Annotated in this window: 18 protein-coding genes; 6 read left to right on the forward strand and 12 right to left on the reverse strand. The window is 68.7% G+C overall.

Annotated features, from left to right (window positions below):
- Nucleotides 1-3: 3 nt before the first annotated feature.
- From L687_RS28595 to L687_RS28615, 5 genes are all read right to left on the reverse strand, one after another.
- Nucleotides 4-999 (reverse strand): LacI family DNA-binding transcriptional regulator, encoded by a 996-nt coding sequence (locus tag L687_RS28595; protein WP_021199233.1) that lies wholly within the window; start codon nt 997-999, stop codon nt 4-6.
- Between the two features lie 139 nt (nt 1,000-1,138).
- Nucleotides 1,139-2,569: a GH1 family beta-glucosidase gene (locus L687_RS28600; RefSeq protein WP_021199234.1), complete on the reverse strand. Its 1,431-nt coding sequence runs from the start codon at nt 2,567-2,569 to the stop codon at nt 1,139-1,141.
- A 5-nt stretch (nt 2,570-2,574) separates the two neighbouring features.
- Nucleotides 2,575-3,465 (reverse strand): carbohydrate ABC transporter permease, encoded by an 891-nt coding sequence (locus L687_RS28605; RefSeq protein ID WP_021199235.1) that lies wholly within the window; start codon nt 3,463-3,465, stop codon nt 2,575-2,577.
- The gene (locus L687_RS28610; protein ID WP_021199236.1) at nt 3,462-4,550 is read right to left on the reverse strand and encodes a carbohydrate ABC transporter permease; all 1,089 of its coding nucleotides are present in this window, start codon (nt 4,548-4,550) and stop codon (nt 3,462-3,464) included. Before L687_RS28610 ends, L687_RS28605 begins: the two co-directional genes overlap by 4 nt.
- A 98-nt stretch (nt 4,551-4,648) precedes the next feature.
- Nucleotides 4,649-5,959, reverse strand: coding sequence for an ABC transporter substrate-binding protein (locus tag L687_RS28615; RefSeq protein ID WP_021199237.1), 1,311 nt, complete (start codon nt 5,957-5,959; stop codon nt 4,649-4,651).
- Nucleotides 5,960-6,094: 135 nt separating this feature from the next.
- On the opposite strand from L687_RS28615, the gene L687_RS28620 reads away from it, so the two are divergent.
- The 3 genes from L687_RS28620 to purQ all read left to right on the forward strand — a co-directional run bounded on the left by L687_RS28620 (nt 6,095) and on the right by purQ (nt 7,796).
- Nucleotides 6,095-6,628, forward strand: a complete 534-nt coding sequence (locus tag L687_RS28620; RefSeq protein WP_021199238.1) for an adenine phosphoribosyltransferase — start codon at nt 6,095-6,097, stop codon at nt 6,626-6,628.
- A gap of 215 nt (nt 6,629-6,843) precedes the next feature.
- Complete coding sequence (purS, locus tag L687_RS28625; protein ID WP_017204254.1) at nt 6,844-7,092, forward strand: phosphoribosylformylglycinamidine synthase subunit PurS; 249 nt, start codon at nt 6,844-6,846, stop codon at nt 7,090-7,092.
- Nucleotides 7,089-7,796 (forward strand): phosphoribosylformylglycinamidine synthase subunit PurQ, encoded by a 708-nt coding sequence (purQ, locus tag L687_RS28630; RefSeq protein ID WP_021199239.1) that lies wholly within the window; start codon nt 7,089-7,091, stop codon nt 7,794-7,796. The genes purS and purQ overlap by 4 nt, the downstream gene beginning before the upstream one ends.
- 51 nt (nt 7,797-7,847) lie before the next feature.
- Here purQ and L687_RS28635 read toward each other — a convergent pair whose 3' ends face one another.
- A complete protein-coding gene (locus tag L687_RS28635; RefSeq protein ID WP_021199240.1) occupies nt 7,848-9,113 on the reverse strand; it encodes a hypothetical protein in 1,266 nt (421 codons plus the stop codon).
- A 190-nt stretch (nt 9,114-9,303) separates the two neighbouring features.
- The gene (locus tag L687_RS28640) at nt 9,304-9,732 is read right to left on the reverse strand and encodes a DUF1761 domain-containing protein (RefSeq protein WP_021199241.1); all 429 of its coding nucleotides are present in this window, start codon (nt 9,730-9,732) and stop codon (nt 9,304-9,306) included.
- Nucleotides 9,733-9,959: 227 nt separating this feature from the next.
- Here L687_RS28640 and L687_RS28645 point away from each other — a divergent pair, with 227 nt between their 5' ends.
- Complete coding sequence (locus L687_RS28645) at nt 9,960-11,630, forward strand: glycoside hydrolase family 13 protein (protein WP_021199242.1); 1,671 nt, start codon at nt 9,960-9,962, stop codon at nt 11,628-11,630.
- Nucleotides 11,631-11,716: 86 nt separating this feature from the next.
- Nucleotides 11,717-12,724, forward strand: a complete 1,008-nt coding sequence (locus L687_RS28650; protein ID WP_021199243.1) for a LacI family DNA-binding transcriptional regulator — start codon at nt 11,717-11,719, stop codon at nt 12,722-12,724.
- Here the strand turns inward: L687_RS28650 and L687_RS28655 are convergent.
- Nucleotides 12,721-14,367, reverse strand: coding sequence for an FAD-dependent oxidoreductase (locus L687_RS28655; protein ID WP_021199244.1), 1,647 nt, complete (start codon nt 14,365-14,367; stop codon nt 12,721-12,723). The two genes, L687_RS28650 and L687_RS28655, sit on opposite strands and share 4 nt — an antisense overlap.
- Nucleotides 14,368-14,624: 257 nt before the next feature.
- Between L687_RS28655 and L687_RS28660 the strand changes: the two genes are divergently transcribed.
- Complete coding sequence (locus L687_RS28660) at nt 14,625-14,912, forward strand: metal-sensitive transcriptional regulator (protein ID WP_021199245.1); 288 nt, start codon at nt 14,625-14,627, stop codon at nt 14,910-14,912.
- Between the two features lie 13 nt (nt 14,913-14,925).
- On the opposite strand, the gene L687_RS28665 is transcribed toward L687_RS28660, so the two are convergent.
- The 4 genes from L687_RS28665 to fdxA are packed head-to-tail and all read right to left on the reverse strand — an operon-like array spanning nt 14,926 to nt 17,755.
- Nucleotides 14,926-15,555 carry a superoxide dismutase gene (locus L687_RS28665; protein ID WP_021199246.1) on the reverse strand — a complete coding sequence of 210 codons (630 nt, stop codon included), beginning with the start codon at nt 15,553-15,555 and terminating at the stop codon, nt 14,926-14,928.
- Nucleotides 15,556-15,567: 12 nt separating this feature from the next.
- Nucleotides 15,568-16,077: a flavin reductase family protein gene (locus tag L687_RS28670; protein WP_021199247.1), complete on the reverse strand. Its 510-nt coding sequence runs from the start codon at nt 16,075-16,077 to the stop codon at nt 15,568-15,570.
- The gene (locus tag L687_RS28675) at nt 16,074-17,432 is read right to left on the reverse strand and encodes an FAD-dependent oxidoreductase (RefSeq protein WP_021199248.1); all 1,359 of its coding nucleotides are present in this window, start codon (nt 17,430-17,432) and stop codon (nt 16,074-16,076) included. Before L687_RS28675 ends, L687_RS28670 begins: the two co-directional genes overlap by 4 nt.
- Complete coding sequence (gene fdxA, locus L687_RS28680) at nt 17,429-17,755, reverse strand: ferredoxin (RefSeq protein WP_021199249.1); 327 nt, start codon at nt 17,753-17,755, stop codon at nt 17,429-17,431. The genes L687_RS28675 and fdxA overlap by 4 nt, the downstream gene beginning before the upstream one ends.
- Between the last annotated feature and the right edge of the window lie 115 nt (nt 17,756-17,870).

Consider the following 17,870-nt stretch of genomic DNA (forward strand, 5'->3'; position numbering starts at 1 on the left):
CGGTCAGGCCGAGGCCCGGATCACCAGCTCGGTCGGCAGGATCGTCGTGGTCGGCGGGTCCTCCCCCGCGAGCCGCGACAACAGGATCCGGGCCATGGCCTCACCCTGCGCGTACATCGGCTGGCGCATCGTGGTCAGCTGCGGATCGGTCGTGAGCGCGACCGAGGAGTCGTCGAAGCCGACCAGCGCGATGTCCTCCGGCACGCGCACACCCGCCGAGCGGAGGGCGGTCAGGGCGCCACGGGCCATCAGGTCGCTCGCGACGAAGATCGCATCCGGACGCCCGCCGTCGAGCAGACGCCTGGCGGCCTCCGCACCGCTCGCCTCGCTGTAGTCGCCCTCCTCCTCGGCGTACGGGGCGAGGCCGGCATCCGCCAGAGCGGCGCGGAACCCCTGCACACGATCTTCCGAGGCGACCATCGTGAGCGGACCGGAGATCGTCGCGATGCGTGTGCGGCCGATGTCGATCAACCGCTGAGTGGCGTGCTTCGCTCCGGCCACGTTGTCGACGTCGACGACGTAGTCCCCATCGTGACGGCGCACGGGGCGGCCGCCGAAGACGACCGGTACGGCATCCGCGATCCGGTCGATGAACGCGTCGCTCGTGTGGTGCGAGACGATCAGCGCACCGTCCACGCCGCCGTTGCGCACGAAGCTGGTCATCTTGTCGCCGGGGTCATCGCTCGCGATGAGCAGGTTGAGCAGGTAGTCCGATCCGCCGAGCGCCCCGGTGATGCCCGCGACGATGGCTGCGAAGAACGGGTCGCCGAAGAAACGGGTGGTGTCCTCCGGCACGATCAGGGCGATGGCATGCGTCTGCCGTGAGGCGAGCGAGCGTGCGGCCCGATTGGGCACGTAGTTCAGCTCGTCGATCGCCGCGCGCACCGCGGCGAGGGCCTCCGGGCTCACGGCCGTCGACCCGTTCACGACCCTCGACACTGTCGACCGGGAGACACCCGCAGCGGATGCCACTTCTTCGATGGTCGCTCGGGGCGACATCAGCGTACGCACTCTTCCATCGCCCTATTCTCACCGGTTCACGGGTGCGACGACGACCGTCCCGCTTCGAGTCGCGCAAATGGTCGCTTCTCGGCCGCAGATACGACCCTTCGCGCGACTCGAGGGGCGGGCAGCGGGGTCAGAGCGCCCGGGCCGCGATGATGCGGGCGTACTCCCGACCCGAGTCCTTGAGCGTGCGCTCCTGGGTGTCGTAGTCGACGCGTACGATGCCGAACCGCTTGTCGTATCCCCACGCCCATTCGAAGTTGTCGAACAGCGACCAGTAGAAGTAGCCGCGCACATCGACACCCGCCTCGGCGGCATCGAGCACCGCGCCCAGGTGCAGGCGAAGGAACTCGGTGCGCTCGGCGTCGTGCACGCGCGTCTCGCCGTCTTCGACCGCCACGGCATCGTCGTAGGCCGCCCCGTTCTCGGTCATGTAGAGCACGGTGCCCGCGGGCTCGGCGTACTCGTTCCAGATCCGCTGCAGCACACGGGTGAGACCCTCGGGCTGCACCTCCCAGTTCTGCGCGGTGCGGGGCAACCCCCGCTCGACCGCGTGGATGCCGTCGCTCGACGGGTAGGGGCTGCGCCGCACGCGCTCGGTCTCGGGCTCCGCGGAGACCGGCCCCTCAGCCGGAGCAGTGCCCGATACGAGGTCGCCGTGGTAGTAGTTCACCCCCTGCGTGTCGATGTGCTGCGAGATCAGCTGGAGGTCGCCGTCCTGCACGGCCGCCTCGAACTGCGCGACCGCGTCGGCATCGACCGCGCGGATGTCTTCGACGATGTCGGCGGGGTAGCTGCCGCAGTAGATCGGGTCGAGGAACCAGCGGTTGAACTGTCCGTCCACGCGACGAGCCGCATCGACATCGGCCGGATTCTGCGGGTCTGCGGGGTCGGCGACCGTGTGGTTCAGGGTGATGCCGAGGTTGAGCGAGGCGTCGCGTCTGCGGAACTCCTGCACGGTCGTGCCGTGTGCGAGAAGCAGGTGGTGCGAGGCGAGCAGCCCCTCCGCGATGCTGGTGTGCCCGGGCGCATGCTCGCCGGCAGTGTACGAGAGGAACGACGAGCACCACGGCTCATTCAACGTGGTCCACACGTTCACCCGGTCGCCGAGCGCGTCGTGCATGGTGCCGGCGTACTCCAGGAAGCGATCGACCGTGTCGCGGTTCGTCCAGCCACCGGCCTCCTGCAGGGCCTGCGGCATGTCCCAGTGGTACAGCGTCAACCAGGGCAGGATGTCGGCGGCGAGCAGCTCGTCGACCAGGCGCTCGTAGAAGTCCACTCCCGCCGCGTTGACGGCTCCACCGTCCGGACGCACCCGTGACCACGAGGTCGAGAAGCGGTACGTCTGCAGCCCGAGCCGCGTCATGAGCGCGACGTCCTGCGGGTAGCGGTGGTAGTGGTCGCAGGCGACGTCGCCGTTCTCGGCACCGATCACCGCGCCCGGCTCGCGCGAGAACGCGTCCCAGATCGAGGCCGTGCGCCCGTCCTCGAACGCCGCCCCCTCGATCTGGTACGCCGCGGTCGCGGCGCCGAACAGGAAGTTCTCGGGGAAGGAGCGGGTCATAGGGGTCATCCTTTCACCGCGCCAGCCATGATGCCACTGACCAGCTGCCGACCGGCGACCACGAAGAGCACGAGCAGCGGGAGGGTCGCGAGCACCGCGCCGGCGAGCACGATCGAGTAGTCGATGTAGTAGCCCGACTGCAGCTGGCTGAGCGCCGTCTGCAGGGTCGGGTTCTGCGGGGAGAGCACGATCAGCGGCCACAGGTAGTCGGTCCACGCCGTCATGAAGGTGAAGAGTCCGAGGATAGCCATGGCGGGGCGGGCTGCGGGGAGTCCGACGGTCAGGAAGGTCCGGAACTGGTTGGCGCCGTCCATACGGGCGGCCTCGATCAGCTCGTCCGGGATCACATCGACCAGGTACTGCCGCATGAAGAAGACGCCGAACGCGGTGACGAGTGTCGGCACGATGACCGCACCGATCGAACCGGTCCAGCCGAGCTCGCGCATCAGCATGAACAGCGGGATGATGCCCAGCTGCGTCGGGATCGCCATCGTCGCGATCACGAAGATCATCAGCCCGTCGCGTCCCTGGAACCGGAGCTTGGCGAAGGCGTAGCCCGCGAGCGTGGAGAAGGTGACGACCGAGAGCGTGATGATGCCGGAGATCAGGAACGAGTTGCCCAGCGCCAACCAGAACGGGATCGCGTCGAAGACCTTGGCCGCGTTCGTGAAGAAGTTGCCCCCGGGGATCATCGGCAGCGTCTCACCGCGGGTGGCGTTCGTGCCGCTCGCGACGACGACCGACCACCACAGCGGATACACGCTGCCGATGATGAACGCGGCCAGGAGCCCGTATGTGAGGAAGCCGGGGCGGCTGCCGATCCCGGCGGTGCCGGACGATGCACTCCGGCGACGGCGGATCTTCTCGGGGACGCTCAGCGCCTGCGTGGCGGTCATCGCGCGTTCTCCTCGGTCGTGGTGGCGATCGTCGTTCCGGCGGCCGCCGCGGTCGCGGCCGCGTCGGTGGTGTGCGCGCGGCGGCGGGCCGCACGATTCTTCGGGGCGTCTCCGGTGGAGATCCGTCGGGAGATGAGGAAGTTGATCACGCCGATCCCGACGATCAGCAGGAACAGCAGGATGGCGACGGCCGATGCCTCTCCGAGGTTGCGACGGAAGAACGCCAGTTCCCAGAGGAACAGCACGGTGGTCTGGAACTGCCGGTCGCTGCCGCCGATGCCGCCGGCGGTCGACACGTCGAACAGGCGCGGCTCGGCGAAGATCTGCAACCCGCCGATCGTCGCCGTGATGATGACGAAGATCAGGGTGGGACGGATCGTGGGGATGGTGATCGAGAAGAAGCGGCGCGCGGCGCCGGCCCCGTCGAGGGCCGCCGACTCGTAGAGGTCACGCGGCACGGCCTGCATCGCGGCCAGCAGGATGAGGGCGTTGTAGCCCGTCCAGCGGAAGTTCACCATGACGGCGATCGCGATGTGCGACAGCGCGGTGTTGTGCTTCCACTCCTGGTCCGCAATGCCGATGAGGTTGAGCAGGTTGTTGGCCAGACCGTCGGCCTCGTTGAAGATGCTCGAGAAGATGATGGCGACCGCGACCGGGGTGACCACGAACGGGATCAGCACGCTCATGCGCCAGAACGTCGGGGCGCGCAGGCCCCGGTCGAGGAGGTAGGCGATCACGAGGGCCACGGCCAGCTGCGGGATCGCGGAGAGCAGGAAGATGCTCAGGGTGTTGCCGATCGAGTTCCAGAACATCGCGTCGCCGAGGATCTCGACGAAGTTGCCGACCCCGACGAACTCGCCTTCGCCCTTGAGCAGGTCCCACTCGTGCACCGCCACCCAGACCGTGTAGAGCAGCGGGAACAGGCCGACCAGCCCGAACAGCAGGAAGAACGGCGAGATGTAGAAGTACGGCGAGGCGTTCTGGTCGAACCGTGAGACGCGGTGGCGCCAGGAGCGTTTCGGTGCGGCATCCTTCGCGGGGGATGCCGCGCGCTGCTGTTCCGCGGGCGGGGCGGTGAGTGTCATGGGGTGTCCTTGTCCCGGGGTTCCGAGGAGTTCCGGTCGCAGTTCCTGCCGCCGGCCGCGGGGTGGCGACGGCGGGAACTGCGACCGGAAGGGGGAGGTCAGCCGACGAGGTCGTTCAGCAGACCGATGGCCTGGTCCCAGGCGCCCTGGGTGTCGGTGTCACCGCGGTCGAGGCTGCTCAGCGCCGGACCGAAGACGTTCTCCTGGATCACCGAGTCATCGGCACCCTTGAACTGGGCGACGACGCCCTTGGCACGCTCGGCGAGGATCGCCCCGGTCGGCGCGTCGTTGAAGAACGCGTTCGGCGTCGCATCCGCGGCGAGCGTCTCCTGCGCCTTGATCGTCGAGGGGAAGTTGCCCGCGGCGGCGGACTGCTTGACCTGCTGCTCGGGCTGCGTCAGCCAGTCGGCCAGCTCGGCGGCCGCCTTCTTGTGCTGCGAGGTCTCGGGGATCGACAGGAACGCGCCGCCCCAGTTCGCCGCTCCTCCGGGGAACACGTCGGCGAAGTCCCATCCGGTCGACGCATCGCCGCCACCGGCTTCGACCTGACCCTGCACGACACCGAGCATCCAGCCCGGGCACACGAAGGTCGCGAAGGTGCCGTCGACGAACGACTTGCCGCCGTTCCAGTCCCACGCGGTCTGCGCGGCGGACTGGCCGCCCTCGGTCGCGGCACCCAGCAGCTCGAAGCGCTCCTTGAGCTCGGCGTTGTCTTCGACGTTCAGCTTGCCGTCGGTCGTGTAGTAGCCCTCGTCGAGCTGGTTCACCATGGCGTTCCAGACGAAGCCGGAGTGGTCGTACCAGGCCTTGCCGGTCTTCGCGGTGTAGTCGGCACCGACCTGGAAGTAGTTCTCCCAGTCGCCGTTGAGGAGCTCGGCCACCGACTCGCGGTCGCTCGGGAGCCCGGCCGCCTCGAATGCGGCGCCGTTGTAGCAGATGCCGCTCGGGCCGATGTCGGTGCCGTAGCCGATGACGCGGCCTTCGGCGTCGGTCGCCTGGCCGTACTTCCAGTCGACCCAGTCGTCCTTGCGGTCTTCGATGCCGTAGTCGCGCAGGTCGACGAAGGTGTCGGAGACGTCCATGATCGCGCCGAGCCAGCCCTCTTCGACTGCGACGATGTCGCTGAGGCCGGAGCCGGCGGCGATCTTGGTGAACGCATCCGTGCGGGCGTTGCCGCCGGTGTCGATGTTGGTCGCCTCGATCGTGACGTTCGGGTGGGCCTTCTCGTACTCCTTGTAGAGATCTTCGTAGCCGAAGGTGCCGAACGTGGTGACGGTCAATGTGACCTCTTCATCGGCGCTCCCCTCCGTGGAATCGCCGGTGCTGCCGGAGCAGCCGGCGAGGGCGAGAGCGGAGACGGATGCCACGGCGGCAGTCACGAGGATCCGGTTGCGGGCACGTGTGTTCACAGTTCACTCCTTTGTGGTGGTCGTGCGGTGTGTGGTGCGTCGGGACGTCGTGGGAGCGCTCCCACGAACTGAGCAGTCACTCTATGGGAGCGCTCCCACGGTGTCAACCCAGCCGCCGCGGGGTACCCTTGGGCAGTGCCCGAAGCCACGCTCTCCCCTGCCCTCGTCCGCGCCGAAGCCCTGATCCGCAACGTGCCGGACTACCCGCAACCGGGCATCATCTTCCGCGACATCACGCCACTCCTCGCCGACGCCGAGGCCCTCCGCGTGACGACCGAGGCGATCATCGAACCCTTCGCCGGCCAGTTCGACGTGATCGCGGGCATCGAGGCGCGCGGCTTCATCCTCGCCAGCGCTGCCGCCATCGCCGCAGGCGTCGGACTCATCCCGATCCGCAAGGCCGGCAAGCTGCCGCGCCCCGCGGCATCCGTCGACTACGCCCTCGAGTACGGCACCGCCACGATCGAGATGCACGACGACCTGCCCGCCGGATCCCGCGTGCTGCTGATCGACGATGTGCTCGCCACCGGAGGAACCCTCGCGGCCGGACGCGAGCTCGTCGAGCGCCTCGGCAGCCATGTCATCGGCATCTCGGTGCTGTTCGAGATCGACGGTCTCGGCGGCCGCGAGGCGGTCGGCGACCTCCACACCGTCTTCCACTCCGCATAGCCCCCTCTCCCTCACGCCCCCACGCCCCCACACCCACGCACACGCACCGCTCGTCGAGCGCACGGGTACTCGGCGAGCGCACGGCATCCCCCCGCACACCGGCCGTGCACTCGGCGAGATGTCGTGCACTCGACGTCGAGTGGGCGGGGCGAGGGCGGGTGAGCCGAGGGCAGTAGACTGGATGCGCCCGTCCGCCCGCGACTCTTGGAGCCGTCATGCCCACCATCGTCGTCGACGTCATGCCCAAGCCCGAACTGCTCGACCCGCAGGGGAAGGCCGTCTCCGGCGCCTTCGCCCGCCTCGGCGTCGAGGGCTTCACCGACGTCCGCATCGGCAAGCGCTTCGAGCTCACCGTCGAAGGCGAGGTCACCGACGAGGTTCTCGCCGAGGCCCGGCGCATCGCCGACGAGGTGCTCTCCAACTCCGTGATCGAGGACGTCGTCGGCATCGAGGTCGCGGAGTGACCGTCCGCATCGGCGTCATCACCTTCCCCGGCTCGCTCGACGACCGCGACGCCCAGCGCGCCGTGCGCATCGCCGGCGCAGAGCCGGTCGCCCTGTGGCACGGCTCGCACGACCTCGAGGGCGTCGACGCGCTCGTCCTCCCCGGTGGCTTCAGCTACGGCGATTACCTGCGCGCCGGCGCGATCGCCGCGCTCTCGCCGATCATGAGCGAGGTCAAGGATGCCGCCGCGAAGGGAATGCCCGTGCTCGGCATCTGCAACGGTTTCCAGATGCTCGTCGAGGCTCACCTGCTGCCCGGCGGCCTGATCCGCAACAACCACCAGCACTTCGTGCGTCGCGACCAGAAGCTCACGGTCGAGAACTCCGACACCGCGTGGACCAATGCGTTCCGCACCGGCCAGGAGATCGTGATCCCGCTCAAGAACGCCGACGGCGGCTACATCGCCGACGAGCAGACCCTCGACCGCATCGAGGGCGAGGGGCTCGTGGCCTTCCGCTACGCCGGAGTCAACCCGAACGGATCGCTCCGCGACATCGCCGGTCTCACCAACAAGGCGGGTAACGTGGTCGGACTCATGCCGCACCCCGAGCACGCCACCGAGGCGGGCTTCGGCCCCGACACCGCTGTCGCCATGCGCAGCGGCATCGACGGACTCGACTTCTTCACGAGCGCCATCGCCGCGGTCGCCCGCGTCGCCGCATAACCTCAGGCCGGTCCGCCGTCAGGCCGGTCCGCCGTCAGGTCAGTCGGCATGTCAGTCGGCAGGCAGGGTGAACGGATTGTCCCCCGCCGCCGCGAGCAGGTACCAGGCCGTCGCGCCCGTGTGCAGGCTGGCGTAGTAGAGGTCGCCGAAACCCGAGTCGAGACCGTCGTTCGAGGTCGCGACGATCCCCTTGCCGTCACCGTTCGGAGCATCGCGCTGCGCCAGACGGATGCTGCTCAGCAACGTCTCGGCCCGGTCGGCGTCTCCCGGGCCGTCGCGGAGCGTGAGAGCGAGCGCGAGGTGTCCGCTCCCCTCGAACCAGGCCTTCGACACATCGACCTCGCTGATCGAGGGGCCCGTGTACGGGCCGTCGGTGGCGATCAGGTTCGCGAGCGTCCAGTCCAGCGCGGCGCCGTAGCGCGGGTCGCCGGTGGCGAGTGAACTCCACGTCTGCGCATCCAGCGGAATGGGACGGGTGTTGATGGTCGAACCGTCGAGGCCCGTGCCGGTGTCGACGTGGCCGTCCGCACTCTGCATGGCCGCGACGAAGTCGGCGGCGACCGCTGCCCGATCGGACCACAGGGGGTCGCCGGTGAGCTGAGCCAATTGCGTGAAGAACCCCGAGACGTCGCTGTTGTGCTCGGTGGACTTCCAGGTCAGCGACGTGCCGTCCTCGAGCTGACCCCCGGTGTACCCGTACGGGGCTCGGAGCATGTCGGCCGTGTTGTCCTGGATCCACTGGCCCACACGCAGCGCGCCGTCGAGGTACCGCGAATCTCCGGTGGCGTGCGCGAGACGCGCGAGAGCCAATCCGACCCACGCCTGGTTCCCGGTGAAGCTGCCGGGGCCGGTGATCTCCACCCGCCCCTCGCGGATGCCGTGCGGTTCGTACGACGCCCGTGTGCGGCCGTCGCCGATCGGGTCGTTCTCCTGCACGAAGAGCAGGGTGTCGCCGATCGCCCGCGCGCGACGGAGGTCGTCCGGAAGCCCCCTGGCGGTGTACGCGATGATCACGAGCGCATCGTCGTAGACGAACGAGGGGGTGAAGTCCCAGCTCGGAGTGGTGAAGAATCCGCCCTCGTAGCTGCGCGGCAGACAGTGTCCGGCTCCATCGCAGAACTGGTCGACGCGCGTATCCAGGAACTCGTAGGCCAGCGCGACGGACTGCGAGGGATCCAGGCCACTCGCACCGGATGCCTGGTCATCCGACGGGCGCATGGCTCCCCCCGCGGCAGGAGCCGCGCCCACCAGCACAACTGCGGCGACGAGCGCGGCGGCGACCGCCCACGGCGCCGATCGGCGCGAAGATCCGGACATCGAGACCCCTCGGTCTGAACCGCGCGCGGGTCCGCAGCACGCGGGTGACCGGCAGGTCACCCAGCGAGCCTCGCACCCCGCATGCGCTCGCAGAAGCGGCGAAGGTCTAGAGATGGCTCTCCGATCGGCGAGTCCTCCGAACCGACCCGGCTACCGGTTCGCCGGTCCCCCCGGGAGGCGGAGCGGTACCTCAGGCGAGCGCCGGCGGCCAGACGCCGATGATGATCGCCATGACGACGACCGTGACCAGCTCGTGCGCGATGTTCAGCGTGGTGAGTCGGGTCGAGCGCCCCTCGAACGCGTCGTGCGTGATGAAACGGGCGGCCGTGAACCCCGCCCACAGCGTGACAGCGGTGACGACGGCGCCCCAGAAGTACGATCCGCCGTAGAAGTGCCACGCGATCGACGAGGCGCCGGCGAGCACCCAGGCCGTGATGAAGCTCACGATGACCGTGGTGATGATCGGCCAGGCCGCTGTGGCCGCAGGACGATCCATGTCGACGTTCGCGAGCTTCGACCAGCGCGTGCCGAACACCTTCGGGGCGTACCATACCGAGCCGACGAGCATGCTCGACGCGGTGGCCAGCAGGACCGCCCAGTAGTTGATCTCGGGAACCATGACAGCCTCCACTCATCGGATGCCTCACCCTACTCCCCGCCTGCGATCGCACCGCCGGCGACACCGGCAGGAGACCGCGACGGATGCATGACCACGGACGCTCGACGATCATGCAAATGGCCGACCGTCATGCAAGTGGCGCGGCCTCGGCCGGCGGAATCCGCGGCACCGAACCGATTCGATCCCCGCTCTGGCATGAATGTAAGCGTTTGCACTAGCCTGTTCCCATGGCACAGCTTGAGCAGATCGCAGCCCCCGGTTCCGAGTGGTGGCGCAGCGCCGTCATCTACCAGATCTACCCCCGATCCTTCGCGGACGCCTCGGGTGACGGCATCGGCGACCTGCCGGGCATCACCAGCCGACTCGATGCGCTGCAGGAGCTCGGCGTCGACGCGATCTGGCTGAGCCCGTTCATGACCAGCCCGCAGCGCGACGCGGGTTACGACGTGGCCGACTACCGCGACGTCGACCCGCTGTTCGGCACGCTGGCCGACTTCGACGACATGCTCGAGGCCGCCCATGCCCGCAACATCCGCGTGGTGGTCGACCTGGTGCCGAACCACTCGTCCGACCAGCACGTCTGGTTCCAGCAGGCGTTGAAGGCCGGCCCGGGCAGCCCCGAGCGCGCGCGCTACATCTTCCGCGACGGCAAGGGCGAGAACGGCGAGCTCCCGCCGAACAACTGGGAATCCGTGTTCGGCGGCGGCATGTGGGAGCGCGTCGTCGAGGCCGACGGCACGCCGGGCCAGTGGTACCTGCACATCTTCGACGCCACCCAGCCCGACTTCGACTGGACCAACGAAGAGGTGCGCGAGGAGTTCCGCTCCATCCTGCGCTTCTGGCTCGACCGCGGTGTCGACGGGTTCCGCGTCGACGTGGCCCACGGCATGATCAAGGCCGAAGGCCTGCCCGACTACACGCCCCCGAGCGATGCCGACTCCATGGGCGGCGGCGAGTCGAACGTGCCGTACTGGGGCCAGGACGGCGTGCACGACATCTACCGCGACTGGCACAAGGTGCTCGCCGAGTACGACGGCGACCGCGCCCTGTGCGGCGAGGCCTGGATGCCGACGCTCAAGCAGACGGCCCTGTGGGTGCGTCCGGACGAGATGCACCAGACGTTCAACTTCCCGTACCTGATGACGCCGTGGAACGCGAAGGCCCTCGGCGACGTCATCCGGGAGTCGCTCGACGACTTCGGCGCGGTCGGCGCCCCGAGCACCTGGGTGCTCTCGAACCACGATGTGGTGCGCCACGCCTCGCGCCTGGCGCTGACGGCGGACAACCCCCAGGGCGAGGGTATCGGCCCGAACACCCCGAGCAAGCCTGACACCGCGATCGGCCTGGCCCGCGCCCGCGCCGCGACCACGCTGATGCTGGCACTGCCCGGTTCGTCGTACCTGTACCAGGGCGAAGAGCTCGGCCTGCCCGAGGCCATGGAGATCCCGGACGAGTACCGTCAGGACCCGACCTGGTTCCGCACGAACGGCGAGCGCTACGGTCGTGACGGATGCCGCGTGCCCCTGCCCTGGGAGGCCGAGGCTCCGGCCTTCGGATTCAACGACACCGGTCTCTCGTGGCTCCCGCAGCCCGCAGACTGGGCGGCCTACGCCCGCGACGTCGAAGAGGTCGATCCCGCATCGACGCTCGCGCTGTACAAGCGTCTGCTGGCCGCGCGCCGCGAGCACGGCTTCGGCAGCGGCTCGCTGGTCTGGGAAGACGCCGGTCCCGACGCGGTCGCCTTCCGACGTGGTGACGTGCACGTCGTCGCGAACCTCGGCACGGCGCCGATCGAGCTGCCGGCCGACGCCTTCGTGATGCTGCAGAGCCAGCCGTTCGAAGGCGCGTCGATCCCGGTCGACACCGCCGTCTGGTACACCACAGCGACGCAGGCCTGATATGCCCTTCCGGTCGCGATTCCTGTCGCTCACGCCCGCGTGAACCGGCAGGAATCGCGACCGGAGCACTTTCGACAGAGGAACACATGGCCAGCATCGATGAGGTCGCCCGGCTCGCCGGAGTCTCCACCGCGACCGTCTCCCGCGCACTGAGCGGACGCGGTCACGTATCGGAGTCCGCGAAGGAGAGGGTGCAGGCCGCGGCGCAGTCGCTCGGCTATGTCGTCTCGTCGCGGGCGTCGAGCCTGGCCTCGGGTCGCACCCGCAACGTCGGGGTGATCGTGCCCTTCCTCGACCGGTGGTTCTTCAGCACGGTGCTCTCCGGCGTCTCCGCCGCCCTCATGCGCGAGGGCTATGACATCACGCTGTACAACATCACTGCCGACAAGGACGTACGTCGGCACGTGTTCGACACCTTCCTGCGCCGACAGCGCGTCGACGCCGTGATCGCGGTGTCGATCGAGCTCGACGAGGACGAGACGCAGTATCTGCTCGACCTCGGACTTCCTGTGATCGCGATCGGCGGTCCGAACCCGAAGCTCGACACCCTCACCGTCGACGACGTCGCGGTCGCGCAACTGGCCACCGAGCATCTGATCAGCCTGGGCCACACCGATATCGCGCACATCGGGGCGAACCCGGAGTTCGACATCGACTTCCACATCCCGACCAACCGCCGCCTGGGGTTCGAGAAGGCGCTGGCGAAGGCGGGCATCCCCCTCAACCATGCCTTCCTCGAGCCCGCCGACTTCACGGTCGAGGGCGGCTACCGGGCGGCGAAGCAGCTGCTCGGCCGCCCGGGCCCCCGCCCGACCGCCGTGTTCGCGGCCTCGGACGAGATGGCCATCGGCGCACTTCTCGCGGCCCGAGACCTGGGCTTCAGCGTTCCCGAGGAGCTGTCGATCGTCGGCATCGACGGGCATGAACTCGGCGAGTTCTTCCGCCTGACCACGGTCGATCAGTTCCCGCTCGGACAGGGCGAGCGGGCAGCCGATGCCGTGCTGGCGAAGCTCGCCACCCCCGACGCCGTGCACATCCCGTCGGCGCTGCCCTACGAGCTGAACGTGCGCGGGACCACCTCCCGCCTGCTCTAGCGTTCACACAGGGTGGCGTCGCGCCAGGTGCGATAGCCGCCGTCGAGGTTGCGCGCGTCCACGCCTCGCTGCCGGAGGATCCGCGTGGCGATGTGCCCACGCAATCCGACCTGGCAGTGCACGATGACGGGTCCATCTGACACCTCGTCGAGCCGTTCTCTGAGCTCGTCGAGCGGCACGTTGACGGCGCCGGGAATCGCGTCGGCAGCATGCTCGACCGTCGAGCGCACGTCGATCAGTGTCGCTCCCCCACGCTGCTCCTCAGCGAGTTCATGCCATTGGATGGTCGGAGTCGTGCCGGAGCGGGTGTTCTCGGCGACGTAGCCGAGGATGTTGACCGCGTCCTTCGCCGAGCCGAACTGCGGGGCGTAGGCGAGTTCGAGATTCGCGAGCCCGGCGGCCGTGATGCCGGCCTGCATGGCGGTCGCCACCACATCGATCCGCTTGTCGACACCGTCTCGCCCCACCACCTGCACACCGAGGATCACGTCGGAGGCAGGGTCGGCGAGCATCTTCATGGACAGCGTCTCGGCGCCGGGGTAGTAGCCGGCGTGGGATCCGGGATGCACATGCACGACGTAGAAGTCACGTCCTGCGGCCCGGAGCTGCCGTTCACTCCAGCCCACCTTCGCTGCGTCGACCCCGAACACGCGGACGATCCCGGTGCCGAGCGCGGGGCGCGCCGTCTCCGTCCTCCCCGCGATGAGGTCGGCCACCATGCGTCCATGTCGGTTCGCGAGGCCGGCCATCGTGATGAGAGCCGTGTCGCCGCCCACGAGGTCGAGCTTCTCGACGCCGTCGCCCACCGCGAACACGTCGGGGGCGCTCGTGCGGCACATCGAATCGACCGCGATGCCGCCGGTCTCACCGAGCCGGATGCCGGCACCTTCGGCCAGCGCCGTCTCCGGTACGACTCCGGAGGCATCGATCACGAGTTCGGCGGGGACGGATGCCCCATCACTCAGCGTGACCCGCCCGGATACGGCACGCACGACCTCGACGCCGAGGCGCACATCGACGCCGTGCGCGCGGACCTCGGCGGTGATCGGTGCGGCCATCTCCGCATCGAGCGGGGAGAGGAGGTGGGATCCCCGCTGCACCAGCGTCACGGATGCGCCGCGAGCGACGAGGTTCTCGACCGCTTCCAGGCCCGTGTAGCCTCCGCCGACCACCACCACCGGAACGCCCGCCCGCGAGAGCGCGGCGTCGATCGCATCCGCGTCTTCGACCGTCCGCAGACTGCGCGTGCGGATGCCCGAGGAGGGCTCGTTCAGACGGGGGCGCGCGCCGGTGGCGAGGATCAGCCTGTCGTAGCTCTGTGTGAAGCGGCGCCCGGAGTCGATGTCCATGACCTCGACGAGCTTCTGCGCAGTGTCGATTCGCGTGACATCGTGACGCACACGCACATCGAGTCGGAAGCGGCTGCGCAGAGATTCCGGCGTCTGCAAGAGCAGCGATTCGCGTTCTGCGATCACCCCTCCGACGTAATAGGGCAAGCCGCAGTTCGCGTACGAGACCTCGGGCCCTCGTTCGAACACCATGATCTGCGCGTGCTCGTCGAGGCGGCGCAGGCGCGCGGCGGCGGACATGCCCCCGGCGACCCCACCGACGATGACCACGGTGAGCGGTTGCACGGTGGTCATCGCCGGAACATCCGCGAGAAGAAGCCGCCCTGCGCCTGCTCCTTCGGGTGTCCGGAACACCACTGCGCGGCAGGCACCGTTCGCCGCACGGTGTCGACGTGCTGACCGCACCCCGCCCAGGTCGTCTTGCCGCAGGTCTTGCAACGGACCGCTCGGCACATTTTCATCGTCTCCTCACCGATACCCCCGTGGGTATCGGTCCCCACTATACCCCCGGGGGTATAGTGGGGAGTCCAGCCGACACCCAGGGAGCGACCATGTCATCCGCAGACGCCGACACCCAGCGCAGGATCGCCAACCGTCTCAAGCGAGCCCGAGGACAGCTCGGCGCCGTCATCGCCGCGGTCGAAGAGGGTGGCGACTGCCGGGCGGTGGTCACACAGCTCGCCGCCGTCACCTCGGCTCTCGACAAGGCGGGTTTCCAGATCATCGCCTCCGCCATGAAGGACTGCATGACCGAGCCCGAGGCGGAGACGCAAGCGGCCACCGACACCCGTGGAGTGTCGATGGCCGAACTGGAGAAGCTGTTCCTCTCCCTCGCGTGACCGGCGGCGCGGGTCAGCTCGCGACGATGAGACCCTTCGTCGCCGTGCGGGCGGCCTCGAAGCGGCGCTGCACATCGGGCCAGTTCACGAGGTTCCAGAACGCCTTGACGTAGTCGGCGCGCACGTTGAGGTAGTCGAGGTAGTAGGCGTGCTCCCAGACGTCGAGCTGCAGCAGCGGGGTGACGCCGAGCGGCGCGTTGCCCTGCTGGTCGAACAGCTGGAAGATCACGGGACGCGCGCCCACGCTGTCCCAGGCGAGCACGGCCCAACCGGATCCCTGCACACCGAGTGCGGTCGCGGTGAAGTGGGCGCGGAAGGCGTCGATCGATCCGAAGGCGTCGACCAGTGCGGCCTCGAGCTCACCCTCGGGTGCTCCGCCGCCCTCGGGCGAGAGGTTCTGCCAGAACACCGAGTGGTTGATGTGGCCGCCGAGGTTGAAGGCGAGGTCCTTCTCGAGCTTGTTCACGTTCGCGAGGTCACCCGCGCTGCGGGCGGCGGTGAGCTGCTCGAGTGCGGTGTTCGCCCCCGTGACGTAGGCCTGGTGGTGCTTGGAGTGGTGCAGCTCCATGATCTTGCCCGAGATGTGCGGCTCGAGGGCCGAGTAGTCGTACGGCAGCTCGGGGAGTGTGTAGAGCGTGGTCATGACGTCTTCCTTTCAGTGGTTGTTGTCGTGTGGAAGTGCGTGGAAACGGCGATCGATGTACACCAGAGGGCGCCCGGAGAGACCAGGCAGCACCTCGATGACCTCGGCGATGACCACGGTCGACGAACCGACGGCGACCGTCTGGATCGGACGACAGCGCAGGGCCACCCTGGCCTCGGGGAGGTGCGGTTCGCCGGTCGGCAGCGTGGCCCATCCCTGCTCGGGCGTGAACCGCTCGGACCCGCTGACCGCGAAGCTCTGGGCGAGATCGGAGTGCTCGTCGTCGATGAGGTGCACCACGAAGGTGTCGGCACCGAGGATCGCTCCTGCAGAACCGGTGGCACGGGTCACCGAGAACACGATCGCCGCGGGATCGACCGCCACCGAGGCGACGCTGGACGCGGTGAGACCGACCGGCCCTTCCGGGGTGCTCGCGGTGATGATCGCGACTCCCGCCGGGTGGGTGCGGAAGGCGGCTTTGAGCGCCTCGCCGATCGGCGTGGGTACGGGTGTCGCGGTCATCGACCTGCCTCCATCATCTGCTGCTGCTTCGCATGTGCCAGCATCTCATCACGTTCGACGAGCTTCGTCCGCTCGCGACCGCGCTCCGCTCCGGCCCCGCGCTCGGCGGCGTCGATGCGCAGCCAGCCGTCGAGGTCGACCGCCTGCGAGAGATGGGCGATCGGATCGATGTCGCGCGCCTCGCGCTCGATCGCATCGAGGTCGTCGACGACGTGGCCGATCGTCTGCGCGGCATCCGACTTGGTCGACCCGATCAGCCCGACCGGGCCGCGCTTGATCCAACCGGTCGCGTACAGTCGCGGGATCGGCGCTCCGTCCGCATCGACGACGCGACCCTCGACGTGCGGCACGACGCCGCGAGCGGCGTCGAACGGCACCCCGGGAACAGGTGTCGAGCGGTAGCCCACTGCGCGGTAGACGGCTCCGACGTCATAGCGCAGCAGCTCCCCCGTGCCGACCATGCGGCCCAGCTCGTCGGATGCGGTGCGTTCCATCTCGATACCGGTGACCGCGTCCGTGCCGAGCACGCGCACCGGACGCTGCCGCAGGTGCAGGTGGATGCGGCGCGAGGCGGTGCGGCTCGCGGGATCGAGGGCTGCCCATTCGGTCATGGTGCGCACGACGATACGGCGCTGCGAGAACTGCGCCACCATCCGCTCGGCGTGCTCGTCGAGGGCGAGCTCGTGCGGGTCGACGATCACATCGACGTCGTCCTGCTCGGCGAGCTCGCGCAGCTCCATGGCCGAGAAACGCACGTCGGCCGGGCCCCGACGGGCGAACAGATGCACGTCCCGCAGCGGGCTGGCAGCGAGCTGGTCGAGCACGGCATCCGGGGTGTCGGTGTGGGTCAGCGCCGACGCATGCTTGGCGAGGATCCTCGTCACGTCGAGCGCCACATTGCCGGCGCCGAGCACCGCGACCGCCTCGGCGGCGAGCGGCCAGGTGCGCGGCGCATCGGGGTGCCCGTCGTACCAGGCGACGAAGTCGGCCGCGCCGAACGAGCCGGGCAGGTCGATGCCCGGGATGTCGAGAGCGACATCGAGGTCGGCCCCCGTGGCCACGATCACTCCGTCGTACGCGGCACGCAGCTCGTCGATCTCGATGTCCACGCCGACCTCGACGTTGCACCGCAGCCGGATGCGCGGGTTCACGAGCACCTCGTGCAGGGCATCCGTGATCTTGCGGATACGGGGATGGTCGGGCGCGACGCCGTAGCGGACGAGACCATACGGTGCCGGAAGCTTCTCGAACAGGTCGATCGATGCGGTCGGCACCCGGTCGAGCAGGATGTCGGCCGCGTAGATGCCCGCGGGCCCCGCGCCGACGACGGCGATGTGCGGTTCGGCGTTGGTCATGCGTGTTCCCCCTGTGGTGCGAGCGCGGCGATGATCGGGTGATCGAAGGCGAGCATCCCCGTCTTCGCGGCGCCTCCCGGCGACCCGAGCTCGTCGAAGAACTCGACGTTGGCCTTGTAGTAGTCCTGCCACTCGTCGGGCAGGTCGTCTTCGTAGAAGATCGCCTCGACCGGGCACACCGGCTCGCAGGCACCGCAGTCCACGCATTCGTCCGGGTGGATGTAGAGCGAGCGTTCGCCTTCGTAGATGCAGTCGACGGGGCATTCGTCGATGCAGGCCTTGTCCTTCACATCGACGCACGGCAGGGCGATCACATAGGTCATCGCGGGGTCTTCGTCCGGGTCACGCTGTCCTCATTCGTTCGTTCGGCCCGCCTCCGAGCCACCCCTCAACCGTAAAACCTCAAGTACACTTGAGGTCAAATCGAGGGACGGCAGA

The organism is Microbacterium maritypicum MF109 (genome assembly GCF_000455825.1).
Lineage (GTDB): Bacteria > Actinomycetota > Actinomycetes > Actinomycetales > Microbacteriaceae > Microbacterium > Microbacterium maritypicum_A.